The sequence below is a fragment of the Janthinobacterium sp. GW823-FHT03B06 genome, from assembly GCF_058796955.1.
The window spans coordinates 550,275-569,316 of the sequence record NZ_JBXAJE010000004.1 but is presented as its reverse complement, the minus strand read 5'-3'; the positions used below and the strand labels follow the sequence as shown (position 1 = coordinate 569,316).

General features: G+C 65.0%; 16 protein-coding genes. 14 read left to right on the top strand and 2 right to left on the bottom strand.

Features of this window, described 5'->3' with window-relative positions:
* Positions 1 to 43 precede the first annotated feature (43 nt).
* From AC1RBA_RS17165 to AC1RBA_RS17155, 3 genes are read left to right on the top strand one after another with little or no spacing between them, the layout of a single operon-like run.
* The gene (locus tag AC1RBA_RS17165; protein ID WP_492419271.1) at positions 44 to 1,528 is read left to right on the top strand and encodes an NCS1 family nucleobase:cation symporter-1; all 1,485 of its coding nucleotides are present in this window, start codon (positions 44 to 46) and stop codon (positions 1,526 to 1,528) included.
* 17 nt (positions 1,529 to 1,545) lie between these two features.
* On the top strand, positions 1,546 to 2,937 hold the full coding sequence (hydA, locus tag AC1RBA_RS17160) for a dihydropyrimidinase (RefSeq protein WP_492419269.1): 1,392 nt from the start codon (positions 1,546 to 1,548) through the stop codon (positions 2,935 to 2,937).
* Positions 2,938 to 2,947: 10 nt separating this feature from the next.
* Positions 2,948 to 4,183 (top strand): Zn-dependent hydrolase, encoded by a 1,236-nt coding sequence (locus AC1RBA_RS17155; RefSeq protein WP_492419267.1) that lies wholly within the window; start codon positions 2,948 to 2,950, stop codon positions 4,181 to 4,183.
* Between the two features lie 9 nt (positions 4,184 to 4,192).
* Here the strand turns inward: AC1RBA_RS17155 and AC1RBA_RS17150 are convergent, their stop codons facing one another.
* The gene (locus AC1RBA_RS17150) at positions 4,193 to 5,953 is read right to left on the bottom strand and encodes an allantoate amidohydrolase (RefSeq protein WP_492419265.1); all 1,761 of its coding nucleotides are present in this window, start codon (positions 5,951 to 5,953) and stop codon (positions 4,193 to 4,195) included.
* 73 nt (positions 5,954 to 6,026) lie between these two features.
* Entirely contained in the window at positions 6,027 to 6,965 is a 939-nt protein-coding gene (locus AC1RBA_RS17145) for a LysR family transcriptional regulator (protein ID WP_034754583.1), read from the bottom strand.
* 131 nt (positions 6,966 to 7,096) lie between these two features.
* Between AC1RBA_RS17145 and AC1RBA_RS17140 the strand changes: the two genes are divergently transcribed.
* The 11 genes from AC1RBA_RS17140 (at position 7,097) to AC1RBA_RS17090 (ending at position 19,013) form a co-directional block, all read left to right on the top strand.
* Positions 7,097 to 8,329, top strand: coding sequence for a urate hydroxylase PuuD (locus AC1RBA_RS17140; RefSeq protein ID WP_492404557.1), 1,233 nt, complete (start codon positions 7,097 to 7,099; stop codon positions 8,327 to 8,329).
* On the top strand, positions 8,326 to 9,561 hold the full coding sequence (locus AC1RBA_RS17135) for a M20/M25/M40 family metallo-hydrolase (RefSeq protein ID WP_070312753.1): 1,236 nt from the start codon (positions 8,326 to 8,328) through the stop codon (positions 9,559 to 9,561). The genes AC1RBA_RS17140 and AC1RBA_RS17135 overlap by 4 nt, the downstream gene beginning before the upstream one ends.
* 57 nt (positions 9,562 to 9,618) lie before the next feature.
* Positions 9,619 to 10,536, top strand: coding sequence for a LysR family transcriptional regulator (locus AC1RBA_RS17130; RefSeq protein ID WP_070312754.1), 918 nt, complete (start codon positions 9,619 to 9,621; stop codon positions 10,534 to 10,536).
* A 220-nt stretch (positions 10,537 to 10,756) separates the two neighbouring features.
* Entirely contained in the window at positions 10,757 to 11,428 is a 672-nt protein-coding gene (locus AC1RBA_RS17125) for a hypothetical protein (protein ID WP_492419263.1), read from the top strand.
* A gap of 109 nt (positions 11,429 to 11,537) precedes the next feature.
* A complete protein-coding gene (locus tag AC1RBA_RS17120; protein WP_492404551.1) occupies positions 11,538 to 12,866 on the top strand; it encodes an MFS transporter in 1,329 nt (442 codons plus the stop codon).
* Between the two features lie 4 nt (positions 12,867 to 12,870).
* Complete coding sequence (locus AC1RBA_RS17115) at positions 12,871 to 13,548, top strand: DUF2848 domain-containing protein (RefSeq protein ID WP_492419262.1); 678 nt, start codon at positions 12,871 to 12,873, stop codon at positions 13,546 to 13,548.
* Positions 13,549 to 13,552: 4 nt separating this feature from the next.
* Entirely contained in the window at positions 13,553 to 14,911 is a 1,359-nt protein-coding gene (locus tag AC1RBA_RS17110; RefSeq protein ID WP_492419261.1) for an amidase, read from the top strand.
* Between the two features lie 128 nt (positions 14,912 to 15,039).
* Positions 15,040 to 16,332 carry a paraquat-inducible protein A gene (locus AC1RBA_RS17105; RefSeq protein ID WP_492419259.1) on the top strand — a complete coding sequence of 431 codons (1,293 nt, stop codon included), beginning with the start codon at positions 15,040 to 15,042 and terminating at the stop codon, positions 16,330 to 16,332.
* Complete coding sequence (locus tag AC1RBA_RS17100; protein WP_492419257.1) at positions 16,325 to 17,965, top strand: PqiB family protein; 1,641 nt, start codon at positions 16,325 to 16,327, stop codon at positions 17,963 to 17,965. The genes AC1RBA_RS17105 and AC1RBA_RS17100 overlap by 8 nt, the downstream gene beginning before the upstream one ends.
* Positions 17,962 to 18,558, top strand: coding sequence for a PqiC family protein (locus AC1RBA_RS17095; protein ID WP_492419255.1), 597 nt, complete (start codon positions 17,962 to 17,964; stop codon positions 18,556 to 18,558). The genes AC1RBA_RS17100 and AC1RBA_RS17095 overlap by 4 nt, the downstream gene beginning before the upstream one ends.
* Positions 18,559 to 18,605: 47 nt before the next feature.
* The gene (locus tag AC1RBA_RS17090) at positions 18,606 to 19,013 is read left to right on the top strand and encodes a DUF2946 domain-containing protein (protein WP_227742105.1); all 408 of its coding nucleotides are present in this window, start codon (positions 18,606 to 18,608) and stop codon (positions 19,011 to 19,013) included.
* Positions 19,014 to 19,042: the final 29 nt, after the last annotated feature.

The following is a 19,042-nucleotide window of genomic DNA, read 5'->3' as shown; positions in this document are numbered from 1 at the left end:
CCGTTTTTAAAACGCCCAACCTCCCAACCGATGGAGCATACCTGTGAACCACGACTATTCAGGCAACACGCAACTCTGGAATGAAGACCTGGCGCCCACCACGGCGGCGCAGCGCACCTGGCGCTGGTATCACTTCGCCGCGCTGTGGGTGGGCATGGTGATGTGCATTCCCGCCTACACCCTGTCGGCCAGCCTGATCGACAGCGGCATGTCCGGTTACCAGGCCGTGCTCACGGTCTTTCTCGCCAACGCCATCGTGCTCTTGCCCATGCTGCTGATCGGCCATGCGGGCACCAAGTACGGCATCCCGTATGCCGTGCTGGCGCGCGCCTCGTTCGGCACCATGGGCGCGCGCCTGCCGGCCCTGATGCGCGCCATCGTCGCCTGCGGCTGGTACGGCATCCAGACCTGGTTCGGCGGGCAGATGATTTACACGCTGATGGGCGTGCTGATGGGGCATGAGCTGGGCGGCGAGAAGATCGCTGGCCTGGGCATCAACGGCAGCCAGCTGCTGTGCTTCCTGGCCTTCTGGGCCATCCAGTTCTATTACATCCTGCATGGCATGGAATCGATCCGCAAGCTCGAAACCTACACGGCGCCCCTGAAAATCCTGATCTGCTTCGTGCTGCTGTACTGGGTGCACAGCAAGGCCGGCGGCGTGGCCAGCCTGCTGGACCAGCCATCGCAATTCATCCCCGGCGGCAAAAAGGCGGGCCAGTTCTGGAGCGTCTTCTGGCCGTCGCTCACCGCCATGGTGGGCTTCTGGGCCACCTTGGCATTGAACATTCCCGACTTCACGCGCTTTGCCAAGACGCAGCGCGACCAGATCGTGGGCCAGTCGGTCGGCTTGCCCGTGCCCATGGGTTTGCTGGCCATGCTGGCCGTGATCGTCACTGCCGGTTCGGTCGTCATGTACGGCAAGGCCATCTGGGACCCCGTCGACCTGGCCAGCCGCATGACGGGTGCCGCTGTGCTGATCGCCCTGATCATCCTCCTGATCGACACGGTCAGCGTCAACCTGGCGGCCAACCTGGTGGGGCCGGCCTATGACTTTTCCTCGCTGGCGCCGAAGCAGATTTCGTACAAGATGGGCGGCTACATCACGGCCTTCATCGCCATCGTCATGATGCCGTGGAAGGTGCTCGAGTCGACGCAAGGCTATATCTTCACGTGGCTGATCGGCTACTCGGCCCTGCTGGGCCCCATCGCCGGCATCCTCATCGTCGACTATTACTTTGTGCGCAAGACGCAGCTCGACGTCAGGCAGTTGTACCGCGACGACGGCGTCTACTCGTATGGCAATGGCTGGAACATGGCGGCGCTGATCGCCTTTGTCATCGCCGTGCTGCCGAATATCCCGGGCTTTCTGAATGCGGCCTTTCCCACGGCGTTTCCCGGCGTGGGCGAAGGCTTCAAAACCATCTATACCTACGCCTGGTTCGTGGGCGTGGCCATCGCCGCCGTCGTCTACGGCGTCATGATGAAGGGCAAGGTGGCGGCGCACGTGCAGCAGGCGCCGCAGTCGTAATCACTCAAGGAGAGAAGATGACTACACTGATACGTGGCGGTAACGTCGTCAACGCCGACCGCGCGTTTCGCGCCGATGTGCTGATCGAGGGCGACGTGATCGCCGCCGTCGGCGAGAACCTGCCCGTGCCGGCTGGCGCCACCGTGATCGACGCGGGCGGCCTGTACGTGATGCCGGGCGGGATAGATACGCACACGCACATGAACCTCCCTTTCATGGGCACCGTGACGGCCGACGATTTTTTCACGGGCACGGCGGCGGGACTGGCGGGCGGCACCACCACCATTATGGACTTCGTCATCCCCGCGCCGAAGCAGTCGCTGATCGAGGCCTATCACCAGTGGCGCGAGTGGTCGGCCAAGGCGGCTGGCGACTACACCTTCCACGTGGCGATCACCTGGTGGAGCGAACAGGTACATGAAGAGATGGGAGTGCTGGTGCGCGAGCATGGCGTGAACAGCTTCAAGCATTTCATGGCCTATAAAAACGCCATCATGGCCGACGATGAAACCCTGGTGAAAAGCTTTACCCGCTCGCTGGAACTGGGGGCGCTGCCCACCGTCCATGCGGAAAACGGCGAACTGGTTTTCCAGTTGCAGCAAGCCCTGCTCAAAAAAGACATCACCGGGCCGCAGGCGCACCCGCTGTCGCGCCCTCCCGCCGTGGAAGCCGAGGCGGCCAACCGCGCCATCGCGATCGCCAACGTTTTGAATACGCCCGTGTACATCGTGCACGTCTCGTGCGCGGAGTCGCTCGACGCGATCACGCGGGCACGCGCCAACGGCCAGCGCGTGTATGGCGAAGCGCTGGCGGGCCACCTGGTGATCGACGACAGCGTCTACCAGAGCGACGATTTCGACTACGTGGCGGGCCACGTCATGAGCCCGCCGTTCCGCGGCAAGCACCATCAATCGGCCTTGTGGCACGGCCTGCAAAGCGGCAACCTGCACACGACGGCCACCGACCACTGCACTTTCTGCGCAGAGCAGAAGGCGGCAGGCAGACAGGACTTCACGCGCATCCCGAACGGCTGCGGCGGCGTCGAGGAACGCATGGCCGTGGTGTGGGACGCTGGCGTCAATTCCGGCATGCTCACGCCCTCCGAATTCGTCAAGGTGTCATCGACCAATGCGGCGCAGATCTTCAATATGTATCCACGCAAGGGCGTCATCGCCGCAGGCAGCGATGCCGACATCGTGCTGTGGGACCCGCAAGGCACGCGCACCATTTCCGCCGCCACCCAGTTCGCCAAAGGGGGCTTCAATGTCTTCGAAGGGCGCACCGTGCGCGGCATCCCCCGCACCACGATTGCCGCCGGCAAGGTGGTGTTCCACCAGGGCGAACTGACGGCCGTCGAAGGGGCAGGGCGCTATATCGAACGCCCCGCCTTTTCCGCCACGACCGCATAAGGAGTTGACGATGGATGCATTGCGTATCAATGGCGAGCGCCTGTGGGCGGCCCTGATGGAACTGGCGCGTATCGGCGCGACAGTGAAGGGTGGCGTCAAGCGCCTGGCCCTGACTGACCTCGACAAAGAAGGCCGCGACCTGGTCGTGCGCTGGGGCCGCGAGGCGGGCATGAGCATCACGATCGACCAGATCGGCAATGTCTTCATGCGCCGCGACGGCACCGACAATACCTTGCCGCCCGTGATGACGGGCAGCCACATCGATACGCAGCCCACGGGCGGCAAGTTCGATGGCAATTACGGCGTGCTGGCGGGCCTGGAAGTGGTGCGCACCCTGAACGATCTGAAGATCAAGACGCAGGCACCGATCGAAGTGGCCTTCTGGACCAACGAGGAAGGCTCGCGCTTCGTGCCCGTGATGATGGGCTCGGGCGTGTTTTGCGGCGCCTTCTCGCTCGAAACCGCGTATGCGGCCAAGGACACGGAAGGCAAGACCGTGGGCGAGGAGCTGGCGCGCATCGGATACAAGGGCGAGCAGGTGCCGGGCGACCATCCGATCGGCGCCTATTTTGAGACGCATATCGAACAGGGCCCCGTGCTGGAAGACGCGGACAAGGTTATCGGCGTGGTGCCGGCCGTGATGGGGCTGTCCTGGTACGACTGCGTGGTGACGGGCATGGAAGCGCATGCGGGCCCCACGCCCATGGGCTTGCGCAAGGATGCGCTGCAGGTTGCCACCACCATCATGCAGGAAGTGGTGGCGATTGCCAACCGCTACCCGCCGTACGGGCGCGGCACGGTGGGCATGGTGCAGGTCTTCCCGAACAGCCGCAACGTGATCCCCGGCGAAGTCAAATTCAGCATCGACCTGCGCAACGTGAACGACGAGCTGCTCAACACCATGCACGGCGAGATCACGGCTTTCATCGATGCCACGCGCGAAAAAACAGGCTTGGGCATTTCACTGGAAAGAGTCTCCTACTACCCGCCATGTCCGTTCCACCCCGACTGCGTGGGCGCCGTGCGCAACGCCACGGCCAAACTCGGCTACTCCGTGATGGACGTGGTGTCCGGCGCCGGCCACGACGCCATCTACGCGGCCCGGCTGGCGCCGGCCGGCATGATCTTCGTGCCGTGCAAGGACGGCATCAGCCACAATGAAATCGAGGACGCCAGGCCCGAGCACCTGGAAGCGGGCTGCAACGTGCTGCTGCATGCGATGCTGGAGCGGGCCGTGGCCGTGTAGCCACGACCGCTATCCCTGCGGCTTGGGCTGGAAGTTGCGCAAAAACGCCAGCAGCGCGCGCGCCGCGATGTCGGCGTCGTCGGCCGTCATGGTTTCCAGCGGGTTGTGGCTGATGCCGCCATTGCCGCAGCGGGTAAACAGCATGGCCACGTCGGTGATGGCGGCCATGGCCATGGCGTCGTGGCCGGCGCCCGACAGCAGCGCGTACGGTGCGATGCCGACGGATTCCACGGCTTGCGCCAGCTGCGCCATCAGCCACGGCGCGCATGGCGCCGCCCGCGCCGACAGCAGCAGTTCCAGCTGGTAGTCGATCTGGCGCCGCGCGCAGATGGCGGCGATACCATCCAGAATATCGTCGACGGCAGCCTGGCGCACGGCATCAACGGCCGCGCGGATATCGAGCGACAGGGTGCAGGCGCCGGCGATCACGTTGACGGAGCCGTTGGGCACCTGCAGCTGGCCCACGGTGCCCACCAGCGCTTCGCCCTGGCTGCAGCGCCGTTCCACCAGCAGGATGATTTCCGCGGCCGCGCTGGCCGCATCCTTGCGCATGGTCATGGGCGTGGTGCCCGCATGGCTGGCCACGCCGCCAAGATTGACCAGGTAGCGCGAGCTGCCGGCGATCGCCGTGACGATGCCCAGCGGCAGGTCGCGTTCGAGCAGCACGGGGCCCTGTTCGATGTGCACTTCCACATAGCCGAGCAAGTCTTCGGGATCGCGCGCGATGGCGCCGATGGCGCTCGCCTCGTGGCCGGCGGCGGCCAGCGCGTCGCGCATGCTCACGCCATCCGCATCCAGCTGCTCCAGCAGCGACACGTCGAACTTGCCCGTCACGGCCGTGCTGCACAAAAATGTGCTCTTGAAGCGCACGCCTTCCTCTTCCGCGAAGCCGACAACCTCGAAATGAAACGGCAGCTTTTCGCCCCGCTCATGCAGGTGGCGCACGACGGCGATCGGCAGCACGATACCCAGGCGGCCATCGTACTTGCCGCCGTTGCGCACGGTGTCGTAGTGCGATCCCGTCATCAGGGTCTTCGCGCCCGGTGCGTCGGACAGATAGCGGCCGACGACATTGCCGACGGCGTCGATGTGCACCTGCATGCCCGCGTCCCGCATCCAGTCGGCCAGCTGCGCGGCCGTTTTGCGGTGCGCCGGCGTCAGGTAAGCGCAGGTCAGGTTGTAATCGCTGTCGCTCCAGCCGGCCAGCGTTTCCGCCTGCTGCATGATGGCGGGGCCGAAGTCCAGGCGCACGTCGAACAGGTCGTTCAGGCGCAGTTCGGCGATGCGCTTGATCTGCCGCAGCGATTCGGCCAGTTCATCGGCGCGCCGGTTTTTCAGGCGCCGCGCAAACGTGGCGATGATGTCCTGGCGCGTCAGGCCCTCGCCCGTCGGACCCTTGACGGCGAGGATGAAGGGAAAGCCGAACTTGGCGTTGTATTCGCTGTTGAGGCGCTGCAGGGTGGCGAATTCATCAGGGCTGCACAGGTTCAGGCCCGACTTGGCCTGTTCGCGCGTCGATTCCGCCGTCAGCTGCCCGGCGATGGCGGCCTTGCCGGCCAGTTCCGGGTGGGCGCGTATCAGTCCCAGCTGCTCTTCGGGCGAGGCTTGCGCCAGCACGCGCTGCAGCTCCGTCTTGAGGGCCGTCAGGCTGGCAAACGGCCGGGCGGCGGCCGCGCGCTGGGCGATCCAGGGCGAGTGTTCGTAGATGCCATGCAGGTGCGCGATAAAATCGGCCTGGCTGCCGGCGTTCAGGTCTGAAAGGGTGGTCATGGTTTTCCGATCATGCAAGCGGTGATGATAGCGCCCCGTTCCTGCCTCCATTATATGCGCGCGTTGATAGCGGCTATCGCTGCACCAGCGCCTTGGCCGCTGCGCTGACCTGGTCGCGCAGCCATTTGTGTTCGGGCGCCTGGTGCACGCGCTGGTGCCACAGCTGGTAAAAGCGCATCGGCGGGAATTTCAAGGGCACGGTGTACGTTTTCAGCGGCAGGGTCTTTTCATAGAAGCGCATGAATTGCCGGCCCGTGGTGAGCACCAGATCCGTCTGCGTCAGCATGTAGGGGATCAGGCCGAAATACGCCGACTCCACCACCACGTTGCGCTGCAGGTTTTGCCGTTCGAGGAAGGAATCGATCACGCCGTGGTAGCCGGGCATCATCTGCGACGGCGCCACGTGGGGCAGGCTCAGGTAGTCGTCGAGCGTCATGGCGTCGCTGGCGGTGCGGCGCGCATAGGCGTTTTCCGCATGCATGGCGCAGATGATGGGGTCTTCGAACAGCTTCGAGATGTGCAGGTGGGCGGGTGGTTCGTCCCAGTTGGCGATGACCAGGTCCAGGCCACCATCGGACAGCTGGCGGATATGGTCGATGCCCGGCCCCAGGCTGTGCAGCACGACGCGGCTTTTCGGCGAGCCGCGGCGCAGCAGGGCCACCACGTTGGGCAGGAACTGGCTGTCCAGGTAGTCGGGCGCGGCGATATGGAAGGTGCGCGCCTCTTCCTGCGCCACGAACGGCGTCTTCTTGACGAACAGGCTTTCCGTCTGGTCGAGGATGCGCTTGGCCGGATTGAGCAGGCTTTCGCCATGCTGGGTCGGCACCATGCCGCGCGCGCCGCGCACGAGCAGCGGGTCGCCCGTCAGTTCGCGCAGCTTGCGCAGGGAGGCGGAAATCGAAGGCTGCGGCTGATTGAGCTTGAGCGCCACGCGCGAGACATTCTTTTCCACCAGCAGCAGGTAGAGGATGCGGATCAGGTGCAGGTCGAGGTGTTGCGGCAGGCTGGACATGTGGCGGCGGCTCTGTTGTATATCGATTTGAATATGTCAAATATACGATATTTTTCATGTGATGGGCGGTAAATCCGTTTATCTTGTGTAGATTGGCACGAATATGGGTTCGGTCTGACTAGAGGAAATTTATGGAAGTATTTGCCTACCTGATTCCGTACGGCCTTGAGTGGCTGAACCTGATCGTCCGCTGGCTGCACGTCATCACGGGCATCGCCTGGATCGGTGCTTCCTTTTATTTCGTCTGGCTCGACAATTCCATACGTCCGCCCGCGCCCGGCTCCGAGCTGGCGAAGAAGGGCGTGTCGGGGGAATTGTGGGCCGTGCATGGCGGCGGCTTCTATAACCCGCAAAAATACCTGGTGGCGCCCGCGGAACTGCCGAAGGAACTGCACTGGTTCAAGTGGGAAGCGTATTCCACCTGGCTGTCCGGCTTTGCGCTGCTCACCATCGCGTATTACTTCAATGCCCAGGCCATGATGATCGACAAGGCCGTGGCCGATATCTCCAGCGGCCAGGCCGTCGGCATCGGTATCGCCACCCTCGTCATCGGCTGGACCGTGTACGACCTGCTGTGCCGCTCGAAGCTGGCGCAATATGAACTGTGGTTCGGCGTGACGGTGTTCGCGCTGATCGTCGGCGCCGCCTACGTGCTCACGCATTTGCTCAGCGGGCGCGCCGCCTACATCCACGTGGGCGCCATGATCGGCACCATCATGGTGGCCAATGTGCTGATGCTGATCATTCCCGGCCAGCGCAAGATGGTCGAGGCCATGGCTGCCGGCAAGCTGCCCGATCCCAAACATGGCCTGAAAGCCAAGCAGCGCAGCGTGCATAACAATTATTTTACGTTACCCGTGCTGTTCATCATGATCAGCAACCACTACGCGATGACTTACCGCAACGATCACGCGTGGCTGGTGCTGGCACTGATCATGGCGGCCGGCGTCTTCATCCGCCACTTCTTCAACCTGCGCCACAAGGGCCGCGTCGAGTGGCGTTATCCTGCCCTCGGCGTGGCCCTGCTGGTGGCCGTGGCCGTGGCCATCGCGCCGAAAGCGCCCGTGGCCTTGGCGGCCGCACCGGCGGTGGACCCGGCGGCGCAGTTCACGAGCGTGCACGCCATCATCGCCCAGCGCTGCGCCACCTGCCATTCGGCCCAGCCCACGCAGCCGGGCTTCGCCACGGCGCCGGCCGGCATGATGCTGGATAATGAGACGCAAATCCGCCAGCACGCGGCGCAAATCTACAAGCAGGCCATCGAGCTGAAGGCCATGCCGATCGGGAACCTGACCAATATGACGGAGGCCGAGCGCAGCGAACTGGGCGCCTGGCTGCAACAGACCATGCAAGGAGCAAAATGACTACGCACGCAGAAAAAATCACGGCCTGGATCGACGAGCACTTCGACGAAGAAGTCGCCTTTTTACAGAAGGTGGTGCAGCAGCCGACGGATACCCCGCCCGGCAATAACGCGCCGCACGCGGACCTGGTGGCGCAGCTGCTGCAGGCGTATGGCTGGAACGCGGAAAAACACGCCGTGCCGGCGGACCAGGTCGAGGCGTATGGCATGCAGAGCATCACCAACCTGATCGTGCGCCGGCCATACGGCGCAGGCGGGCCGACCGTGGCCCTGAATGCGCATGGCGACGTGGTGCCGCCCGGCGACAACTGGACGTATCCGCCGTACGGCGGCCAGATCGACGGCGGCTATATCTACGGCCGCGCGACGGCCGTCTCGAAAGGCGATTTCGCCACCTATGTGTTTGCCGCGCGCGCGCTCGAAGCGCTGGGCATTCCCCTGAAGGGGCAGCTGGAACTGCATTTTACCTACGACGAGGAATTCGGCGGCTTGCTGGGGCCGGGCTGGCTGCTGGAACAGCAGCTGACGAAGCCCGATTTCGTCATCGCCGCCGGTTTCAGCTACGGCATCGTCACGGCGCACAACGCCTGCCTGCAGCTGGAAATCACCGTGCACGGCAAGTCGGGCCACGGCTCCATGCCGGAAACGGGCCACGATGCGCTGCAGGCGGCCAACAAGATCCTCAACGCCATTTACGGCCAGCTGCCGGAACTGAAAAAGATCAAATCGAAAGTGGCCGGCATCGACTCGCCCACCATGCTGGTGGGCCGCATTGACGGCGGCACGAATACCAATGTGGTGCCGGGCAAGGTCGTCATGAAGATGGACCGCCGCATGATTCCCGAAGAAGACCCGGTGGCGGTGGAAGCGCAGGTGCGCGCGCTGATCGAAGACGCGGTGCGCGGCGAGCCTGGCATCCGCATCGAGATCCGCCGCCTGCTGCTGTCGCATGCGCTGCGGCCCTTGCCCGGCTCCGAGCAGCTGGTCGGCAGCCTGCAGAAAAACGCGCAAGCGATTCTGGGCGAGACCATTCCCGCCGTCGGCACGCCGCTGTATGCGGATGCGCGCCTGTATGGCGAACGGGGCATTCCCGCCGTGCTGTATGGCGCCGGCCCGCGCACGGTGCCCGAATCGAATGCGAAGAAGGCCGACGAGCGCCTGGCGCTCGACGACTTGCGCAAGGCCAGCAAGATCGTGGCCCTGACCTTGCTCGATTTCCTGGCGCAGAAATAGGGCGGGGCGCTTTGGCTTACAATGGGGCGACCACACTCTAGGTGAAGAAGAGCTCCATTGAATACCCGTTTTCTCGAAGCGTTTGTCTGGGCTGCGCGGCTGGGCAGCTTCCGCACGGCGGCCGACAAGCTGCACATCACGCAGGCGGCCATTTCCAACCGCATCGCCTCGCTGGAGCAGGACTTCGGCACGCGGCTGTTCGACCGCGATGCGCGTGACATCCGCCTGACCTTCGCCGGGCGCAACCTGCTCGTGTACGCCGAGCGCATGCTGGAGCTGTGCCGCGACATGTATGCGGCCAATTCCTCGCCCGCGCAGATCACGGGCGAAGTGCGCATCGGCGTCATCGAAACCATCGTGCATACCTGGCTGATCCCGTTCCTGCAGCGCGTGCAGGAGCGCTATCCGGGCATCGAGATTCAATTGACGTCGGAATCGACGCGCCGCCTGCACGAACAGCTGCAGCAGGGCGAACTCGATATCGCGCTGCAGACGGACATGCTGACGGGCGACCATATCCGCAGCACGGGCAGCGGCGCCATCGCCATGGGCTGGGCCGGCAGGGCCGCCGACTGGCCCGATACGGGCGTGCCGTTCACGGTGGCGCAACTGGCGCAGCACCCGATCATCACCATGAACCGCGGCTCGCAGCCGCATTCAGCATTGAAAGCGCTGTGCCAGGACGAGGGCGTGCAGCTGGGAAGGGTCCATTGCGTCAGCTCGATTTCCGCCATCGTGCGCCTGGTCAAAGCGGGCTTCGGCATCGCCGTGCTGCCGCTGGCGCCCCTGCGCGAGGAAATCGAGCAGGGCCACATCGCGCTGATTCCCTGCGCCAGCAGCCTGGCGCCGCAGCGTATCGTCATCAGTTACAGCGAAGACATCACGACGGAAGCGATTCAATTGGTCGCTATGCTGGCGTGCGAGGAGGCGGCCAGGTTCACGCTGGCGCTGGGCGAGGAATATGGTGCCGGGTGATGTCGGCTTACGCTGATGCTAAGCCGACCTACGATGCATATTAGTCGGGTAGGTAGGATTAGCGGCGGGACGCCGCGTAATCCGACAACATTGTTGGCCCGTCCCCAACGCGACCCACAAGAAAAACTTATCAGTCGCGTTCAGAATAACCCGTTTGCCAAGTGATGGCGTGCCACCTATTCTGGGTTGGCACTCCACTTACAACGCAAACGGAACCCTCATGACGACGTCCACCACCTTGCCCGGCATCCTGTTCGTCTGGACCAGCGCCGACCCGGAACACGAGCTTGATTTCAACCGCTGGTATGACCGCGAGCACGTGGAAGAGCGCGTGCGCATTCCCGGCTTCGTCAGCGGCACGCGCTACCAGAGCGTGCGCGGTCCGCGCAAATACCTGGGCCTGTACCGCACCGTGTCGCTCGCCGCCTTCCAGACGCCCGATTACTTCAAGGCCTTCGGCCAGCAGACGCCTTGGTCGCAGACGAATCTGCAGCGCATGGTCGACCCGATGCGCCGTGTCTGTGCCATCGAGGCGGAAACGGGCATGGGCACGGGCGCCTGGCTGGCCGTGCTGCGTATGGGCGCGCCGGCCATCGGCCAGGACGCGCAAGCGGTGGCCGGCTTGGCCACGCTGGGAACGACGCTGCTGCAGATCGACGGCGTCATTGCCACGCGCTTGCTCACGCCCGACGCCAGCCTGTCCGGCCCCCTGCCGGCGGAACGGACGGAGGCCCGCGTGCTCGATCCGATCTTCCTGATCGACGCATCGTCCGAAAGCGCCGCCATGGCGGCCGCGAATGCCGCCAGCGCGGCGCTGGGCCTGGACGCCGAACAGGCAGCCATCCTGCAACTGTCCTGGCAGCTGCGCGAGGCGGACCTGCACGCTGCCTGACGCGCCGCAAGCGCATCTTGCCGGCACTGATAACACGAGACACGGGCCACGGCGCAGGGCAAAGCATCCTGCGCCGGGCCTGCAATAAAACTGACGAGAGAGGTAGGCTATGACCACATATACGAACGCCGCGCATCCGGCAGCCCAGGCACCGGGCGAGAAGGCCACGACGGCCAAGACGGGCCGCCTGGCCACGGCCAGCATGGTCGGCACGACCCTGGAATGGTATGACTTCACCGTCTACAACACCATGGCCGCGCTGATCTTCAATCACCTGTTCTTCCCTTCCTTCGATCCGCTGACGGGCACCATCCTGGCCTTTTCCACGTATGCCGTCGGCTATATCTCGCGTCCGATCGGCGGCGTGATCTTCGGCCACCTGGGCGACAAGCTGGGACGCCGCTGGGTGCTCGTGGTGACCCTGATGCTGATGGGCGTGACGACGGGCCTGATGGGCCTCCTGCCGACGTACGCGACGGCCGGCATCTGGAGTCCCGTCCTGCTGGTGGCGCTGCGTTTCGTGCAGGGCATCGCTTTGGGCGGCGAATGGGCCGGTGCCGTGCTGATCTCCGTCGAACACGGGGCGCCGGACAAGCGGGGCCGCAACGCTTCGTGGACGCAGGTGGGGCCGTCGTTCGGCACCTTGCTGGCGACGGGCTGCATCGGCCTGATCACCTATCTGCTGCCGCATGAAGCGTTCATGGACTGGGGCTGGCGCATGCCGTTCATCGCCAGCCTGCTGCTGGTGGCGTTCGGCATGTGGATACGCAGCGGCATCGAGGAAACTCCGCTGTTCAAGGAACTCGACCAGCAGGATGCCAAGGCGGAAGCGCCGATCGGCGACGTGCTGCGCCTTTACTGGCGCCGTCTGCTGATCGCCGGCGGCGTGCGCATCGGCTCGGACGTGCTGTATGCGCTGGTGGTGGTGTTCACCCTGACGTATGTGACGACGGTGCTGCATTTGTCGTCGACCCTGGCACTGACCGCCATCATGATCGGCACGGCCTGCAATGCGCTGTCGGTGCCGCTGTTTGGCGCCCTGTCGGACAAGATCGGCCGCCGCCCCGTGTATGCGCTGGGCGCAGCGCTGGGTCTCGTGTGGGCGTTTGCCTTCTTCACCTTGTTAGACACGGCCAGCCCGGCCGCCATCGTCACGGCCGTCGTCGTGGGTCTGGTCATCCACGCCATCATGTACGGCCCGCAAGCGGCCTTCGTCATCGAACAGTTCCCCACCAAGGTGCGCTATGCGGGTTCCTCGCTGGCCTACACCCTGGCCGGCGTCATCGGCGGCGGCTTCGCGCCGCTCGTCATCGCCAGCCTGTACCGTTCGTACAACAGCACCGTGGCCGTCTCGCTGTACGTGGCGGCGGCCTTGCTGATCACCGGCGCGGCAGTGTTTGCCGCACGCGAAACGGGCCGCGGCCCCCTGGAGGAATAAAATCATGACGACATTGCATTTTCAACTGGCCGGCCACGGCCCCGTCACCTTCGACATCGATAACTTGATCATCGCCGGCTGGACGGGCCGCGACATGGCGATGGTGGAACACCATATCGCCGAACTGGAAGCCATCGGCGTGGCGCGTCCGAAAAGCGTGCCCACGTTTTACCGCGTGGCGGCAGCGCTGCTGTCGAGCGACGCGGCCATCGAAGTGCCGGGCGGCGATTCGTCGGGCGAGGCCGAATTCGTGCTGTTTTCCACGGAATACGGCCTGCTGGTGGGCATCGGTTCCGACCACACGGACCGCAAGGTGGAGAGCTACGGCGTGACGGTATCGAAGCAGATGTGCGGCAAGCCCGTGGGCGACACCCTGTGGCGCTATGCCGACGTGGCCGGCCACTGGGACCAGCTGCAGATGCGCTCCTGGCGCGAGCGTGCCGGCGTGCCGGCCCTGTACCAGGATGGCCCCGTGACGCGCATGCTGTCGCCGGAAGACCTGATTTTGCGCTACACGGGACAAAGCAGCCTGCCGGTGGGCAGCGCCATGTTCTGCGGCACGCAGCCGATCATCGGCGAGATGGGCCATGGCGACGCGTTTGAGCTGGAGCTGTATGATCCAGCCTTGCAGCGCCGCCTGCAGCACCGCTATGCCGTGCAAACCCTGCCCGTGGAAGGATAAGAGAATGACCGAACTGACCAAGACCATCCGCGCACTGGCGGCCGACCTGGCCGCCGGCCGCATCACCAGCGTGGCACTGACGGAGCGGATGCTGGCGCGCGCCGAGGCCCACCGGGCGCAGGGCGGCCATGCCTATGTCAGCCTCGATGGCGAACAGGCGTTGATGGAAGCGCGGGCCAGCGATGCGGCGCGCGCCGCCGGCATCATTGCCTCGCCGCTGGCCGGCATCCCCATTTCGATCAAGGACCTGTTCGACGTCAAGGGGCAAACCAGCAGCGCCGCCTCGCTGGCGCTGGCCGGCGCGCCGCCCGCCGTGGCCGATGCGCTTGCCGTGGCGCGCCTGCGCGCGGCCGGCGCCATCCTGCTGGGGCGCACCAATATGAGCGAATTCGCGTTTTCCGGCCTGGGCTTGAATCCCCATTACGGCACGCCGCGCAATCCGCACGACGGCGCGCGCGTGGCGGGCGGTTCCACCTCGGGCGGCGCCGTGACGGTGGCCTTGGACATGGCGGCCGGCGCGCTGGGCACGGATACGGGCGGCTCGATCCGCATTCCATCGGCCTTTTGCGGCCTGACGGGTTTCAAGCCGACGGCGGCGACTGTGCCGCTGGCAGGCACGGTGCCCTTGTCGCGCTCCCTCGATTCGGCCGGCCCCATCGCCCGCAGCGTCGATTGCTGCGCCATTTTGTATGCAGCGCTGTCGGGCCATGATATCGGCGCGCAGGCGCCGGCACTGAAAGGCTTGCGCTTCGGCTTTACCCTGGACTACGTCGGTACGCACGTGGCGCCGCAGGTGCAGCAGGCTTTCGACGCCGCGCTGGACAAGCTGCGGCAAGCCGGCGCCCTGGTGGAACAGTTCGATTTTCCCGAATTGCTGGCGCTGCCGACGATTAATGGCGGTGGCGGCCTGGTGGCGGCGGAAGCGTGGCACTGGCACAGGGCGTTACTGGAAGAGAAGGGCGCGCAGTATGACCAGCGCGTGGCGGCGCGCATCCGCCGCGGCCAGCAGCAGGGCGCGTTTGACTACATCGACCTGCTCGATGCGCGCGCGCGCCTGATCGCCATCGCCCGGCGGCGCCTGGCGCCGTTCGACGCCTGGCTGATGCCCAGCGTGGCCATTCTGGCGCCGCAGGTCGCGCCGCTGGAAGCGGACGACGCCACCTTCTTTGCCACGAACGGCCTGGTGCTGCGCAACGCCAGCGTCATCAACTTCCTCGACGGCTGCGCGCTGTCGCTGCCTTGCCATGCCGACGGCGGGCTGCCCGTGGGGCTGGGCATCTGCGGCCTGGCCGGCGCCGACGATACGGTGTTGCAAATCGGCCGCGCCGTGGAGGCGTTGTTGCGGGGGAGTGGAAAAGAATAGTGCCGTAGTGCAGGAAAATGCCAATTCTGTCATGATGGCTGGCATTGACATGGGATAGTCGCGCTGCGGGCGCCGGCAAACTTCACACTGTGCACCGATACGACCTGATTAGCTGTCATGACTGCGGCGTGCTGTACCGCAAACGTCCGCTGCGTCCACGCGAAAAGGCGCGCTGCATCCGTTGCCGCTCGGTGCTGTATCGCGCCGCGCCAGGCCGGGGCGCATCGGCCGAATTGAGCAAGGTGGTGGCGCTCACCCTGGGCGCCGCCTTTGTCTTCCTGATTGCCCAGTTTTTCCCTATCGTCGAACTCGACGTCAATGGCCTCACTTCCAGTGCCACCTTGCTCGGCTCCATCCGCGTGCTGTGGTACGAGCAGATGCACATCGTGGCGACGATGGTCTTCCTGTTTACCATCCTCTTTCCCGCCATCGAACTCGGTTCGCTGCTGTATGTGGCGCTGGGCTTGCGCGGCGGCGTCAAGGTGCCCGGATTTAACCGCGTGCTGCGCGCCGTGCAGACGGCGCGCGAATGGGGCATGACGGAGGTGCTGATGATCGGCATCCTGATCACCGTTGTCAAGATGACCAGCCTGGCCACGGTGCTGCCGCAACCGGGCTTGTTCGCGTTTGGCGCGCTCACCGTGCTGCTGGCCATCGTCGTCTCGTTCGACCCCAAGGCCCTGTGGAACCTGGGCGACGACCTGACCCGGCAAGCGCTGCCCGGCATCCGCTACAAGGCTTTCGCGCCCGGTGAAAAGGTGGTGCCCTGCCATGCCTGCGGCCTGGTGGCGCCGCCCGTGGGCACGGGCAGGCACCTGGCGTGCGTGCGCTGCGGCACGGCCCTGCACGTGCGCAAGCCGGACAGCATCAACCGCACCTGGGCCTTGCTGATCGCCGCCATGATCCTCTACATTCCCGCCAACCTGCTGCCCGTGATGGTGACGCAATCGCTGTTCGGCGCGCAGGACGACACCATCATGAGCGGCGTCGTGCTGTTCTGGACCAGCGGCTCGAAGGGCCTGGCCATCATCATTTTCATCGCCAGCGTGGTCGTGCCCATGCTCAAGCTGGGCGTGCTGGCGCTGCTGGCGTTTACGGCGCAGCGGCGTTCGCGCTGGCGGCCGCGCCAGCGCACCATCTTGTACCGCATGGTCGAATTCATCGGCCGCTGGTCCATGCTCGACATCTTTGTCGTCACCCTGACGGTGGCGCTGGTGCGCTTCAAGTCGCTGGCCGTGATCACGGCGGGAACCGGCGCGCTGGCCTTCGGCGCCGTGGTGGTGCTGACCATGCTGGCGGCGATGCAGTTCGACCCGCGCCTGATCTGGGACCCCGTCGACGGGCAGGTGCCTGGCGAGGAAGAGCCCGTGGTGGTGGCAAATACCGGAAACAATACAGTGATTGGAGAACAGCATGTCTGACAAAGAAGCGGGCGGTCTTGCCGAAACGGGTGGCCAGGGCATCCCCCCGTTGCCGGAACCCGATGTGGAACAGGGCAGCCGCTGGCTGCCGTCGCTGGTATGGCTCATTCCGCTGCTGGCCGCGCTGATCGGCGCCGGCCTGGCCGCCAAGTCCATCCTCGACCAGGGACCCACGGTGACGGTCAGCTTCAAGAGCGCCGAAGGCCTGGAGCCGGGCAAGACCAAGGTCAAGTACAAGGATGTCGACATCGGCCAGGTGCGCGCCATCACCCTGGGCGACGACTTGAGCAAGGTCCTCGTGACGATCGACATGAGCAAGGAAGCGCGCCGTTTCGCCACCGCCGATTCGCGCTTCTGGGTGGTGCGCCCGCAGATCGGCGCCAGCGGCGTGACGGGCCTGGGCACCTTGCTGTCGGGCGCCTACATCGGCGTCGACACGGGCAAGTCGGAGCAGAAGAAGGAGAGCTTCATCGGCATGGAGAGTCCGCCCGCCGTGGCAGGGGACCAGAAGGGCAAGCTGTACACCCTGCATGCGGACAGCCTCGGCTCCGTCGACGTGGGCTCGCCCCTGTTCTTCCACCGCCTGAGGGTGGGCAAGGTGGTCAGCTTCGCGCTGGACAAGGATGGCAACGGCATCACCATATCGGTCTTCGTGAATGCGCCGTACGACCAGTTCGTCGGCAAGGATGCGCGCTGGTGGCATGCCAGCGGCGTTGACGTGCGCCTCGATTCCAACGGCTTCAAATTGAATACGCAATCGCTGGCGGCCATGCTGGTGGGCGGCATCGCCTTCGAGGCGGAAAACGGCCGCAAGCCCGTCGAACCGGCGCCGGCCGGCACCAATTACCGCCTGGCGGCCGACGAGGCGAGCGCCATGCGCGAGCCCGATGGCGAGGCGATCACCACCGTGTTCTATTTCGACCAATCGCTGCGCGGTTTGCAGCCCGGCGCCACGGTCGATTTCCGCGGCATCGTGCTGGGCGAGGTGCGTTCGGTCGGCATCGAGTTCGATCCCGTGAAGAAGAACTTCCGCATGCCCGTCACCGTCAACCTGTACCCGGCCCGCCTGGGCATGCGCTTCAAGGCCGCCGTCGACGATGAGGAAGGCTCGGCCGGCCACCAGCTGCTCGAACGCATGGTCAGCCGCGGCTTGCGCGCGCAGCTACGCACGGGCAACCTGCTGACCAGCCAGTTGTATATCGCGCTGGACTTCTTCCCGAAAGCGCCGAAGGTGGCGCTCGATCCGAACAGGTATCCGCTGGAAGTGCCGACCGTGCCCAATACCCTCGATGAATTGCAGACGCAGATCGCCAGCATCGCCCGCAAGCTCGACCAGGTACCGTATGCGGAGATCGGTAACAACCTGAACGCCACGATCAGGCAGGCCAATACCCTGTTCAAGCAGCTCGATGGCCAGGTGGTGCCGGAAATGCGCGATACCCTGACGGCGGCGAAACAGACGTTCGGCACGGCCGAACAGGTGCTGCAAAAGGATTCGCCGCTGCAGTCGGACGTGCGCCAGGCCTTGCAGCAGCTGACGCAAACCCTGCAATCGCTCAATGCCCTGTCCGATTACCTGGAACGCCACCCCGAATCCCTGATCCGCGGTAAAAAAGGAGATGAAAAAAAATGATGAAGCCGATGTTTTCCGCGCTGCTGGCGGCCAGCCTGCTGGGCGCCTGCTCCACGCCCCAGCCCGAGCATTTCTATACGCTCAGCGGCGGCGCCGACGCGCAGCCGGCCAAGCCCGTCAAATACTATGTCGAGGTGCTGGCCGTCAGCGTGCCGCAGCAGGTGAGCCGCAACCAGTTTGTCGTGACGGCGCCGTCGGGCCGCATCGAATTGCTGGAGCAGCAGCGCTGGGCGGGGCCGCTGGCCGGCGAGATCGGACAGGCCTTGTCGACGGCCGTGACGAACGACCTGGGCGCCATCGACGTGTTCCGCACGCCGCATCCGGACAATCTGCCCGTGTACCGCATCAGCACCAATGTGCAGCGTTTCGAGTCCGTGATGGGCCAGTATGCGCTGATCGATGCCGTGTGGAGCGTGCGCCAGCTGGCCAGCAGCAAGGTGGTCACTTGCCGTACGATCGCCAATGAAAAGGTGGGCGCCGGCTATGATGAACTGGTGCTCGGTCACCGCCGCGCCGTGAACCGCATCGCCGCCGATGCGGCCAGCGTCGTGCGTGCTTTTGACAACGGCAGCGCCGCCTGCCCGGCCGCCTGAGCCGCTTTCCGCTACCCAGTCCCGGCGGCCGCTGGTAAAATGCGGCCATGGGAATGACCTTGTTCACGCGCCGCTTCGCCGCCTGGATCGCCTGTTTCGCGATCCTGCTGGCGGCGCTCGCGCCATCGATTTCCCGGGCCGTCGCCAACGCCAAGCAGGAATCCGGCTCCGGCTGGGCGGAAATCTGCTCGGTGGCCGGCATCCGTTTTGTGCAGCTTGATCAGGCCGATGACGGCGCCGCCGATGGCAAGTCCGGCGGCAAGGCCATGCAGATGGAGCATTGCGCCTTCTGTTCCACGCATGCGGGTTCCGTCGGCTTGCCGCCGGCCAGTCCCGTGCTGCCGCTGCTTGTGGCCAGCGGCACGGCCATCTTCCCGGCCCTGTACTACCAGTCCCCATCCCCGCTGTTCATCTGGTCCACCGCGCAGTCGCGCGCGCCGCCCGGTCTCATTTAAGTTTTTGCATTTTCAATGCTGGCGCTGTC

Excerpts from the sequence above, each read along its gene's own strand:
- hydA (WP_492419269.1), top strand. The coding sequence starts at position 1,546 with ATGACTACACTGATACGTGGCGGTAACGTCGTCAACGCCGACCGCGCG.
- AC1RBA_RS17150 (WP_492419265.1), bottom strand. The coding sequence starts at position 5,953 with ATGACCACCCTTTCAGACCTGAACGCCGGCAGCCAGGCCGATTTTATC.
- AC1RBA_RS17145 (WP_034754583.1), bottom strand. The coding sequence starts at position 6,965 with ATGTCCAGCCTGCCGCAACACCTCGACCTGCACCTGATCCGCATCCTC.
- AC1RBA_RS17110 (WP_492419261.1), top strand. The coding sequence starts at position 13,553 with ATGACCGAACTGACCAAGACCATCCGCGCACTGGCGGCCGACCTGGCC.
- AC1RBA_RS17115 (WP_492419262.1), top strand. The coding sequence starts at position 12,871 with ATGACGACATTGCATTTTCAACTGGCCGGCCACGGCCCCGTCACCTTC.
- AC1RBA_RS17125 (WP_492419263.1), top strand. The coding sequence starts at position 10,757 with ATGACGACGTCCACCACCTTGCCCGGCATCCTGTTCGTCTGGACCAGC.
- AC1RBA_RS17135 (WP_070312753.1), top strand. The coding sequence starts at position 8,326 with ATGACTACGCACGCAGAAAAAATCACGGCCTGGATCGACGAGCACTTC.
- AC1RBA_RS17100 (WP_492419257.1), top strand. The coding sequence starts at position 16,325 with ATGTCTGACAAAGAAGCGGGCGGTCTTGCCGAAACGGGTGGCCAGGGC.
- AC1RBA_RS17140 (WP_492404557.1), top strand. The coding sequence starts at position 7,097 with ATGGAAGTATTTGCCTACCTGATTCCGTACGGCCTTGAGTGGCTGAAC.
- AC1RBA_RS17090 (WP_227742105.1), top strand. The coding sequence starts at position 18,606 with ATGGGAATGACCTTGTTCACGCGCCGCTTCGCCGCCTGGATCGCCTGT.
- AC1RBA_RS17155 (WP_492419267.1), top strand. The coding sequence starts at position 2,948 with ATGGATGCATTGCGTATCAATGGCGAGCGCCTGTGGGCGGCCCTGATG.
- AC1RBA_RS17120 (WP_492404551.1), top strand. The coding sequence starts at position 11,538 with ATGACCACATATACGAACGCCGCGCATCCGGCAGCCCAGGCACCGGGC.
- AC1RBA_RS17095 (WP_492419255.1), top strand. The coding sequence starts at position 17,962 with ATGATGAAGCCGATGTTTTCCGCGCTGCTGGCGGCCAGCCTGCTGGGC.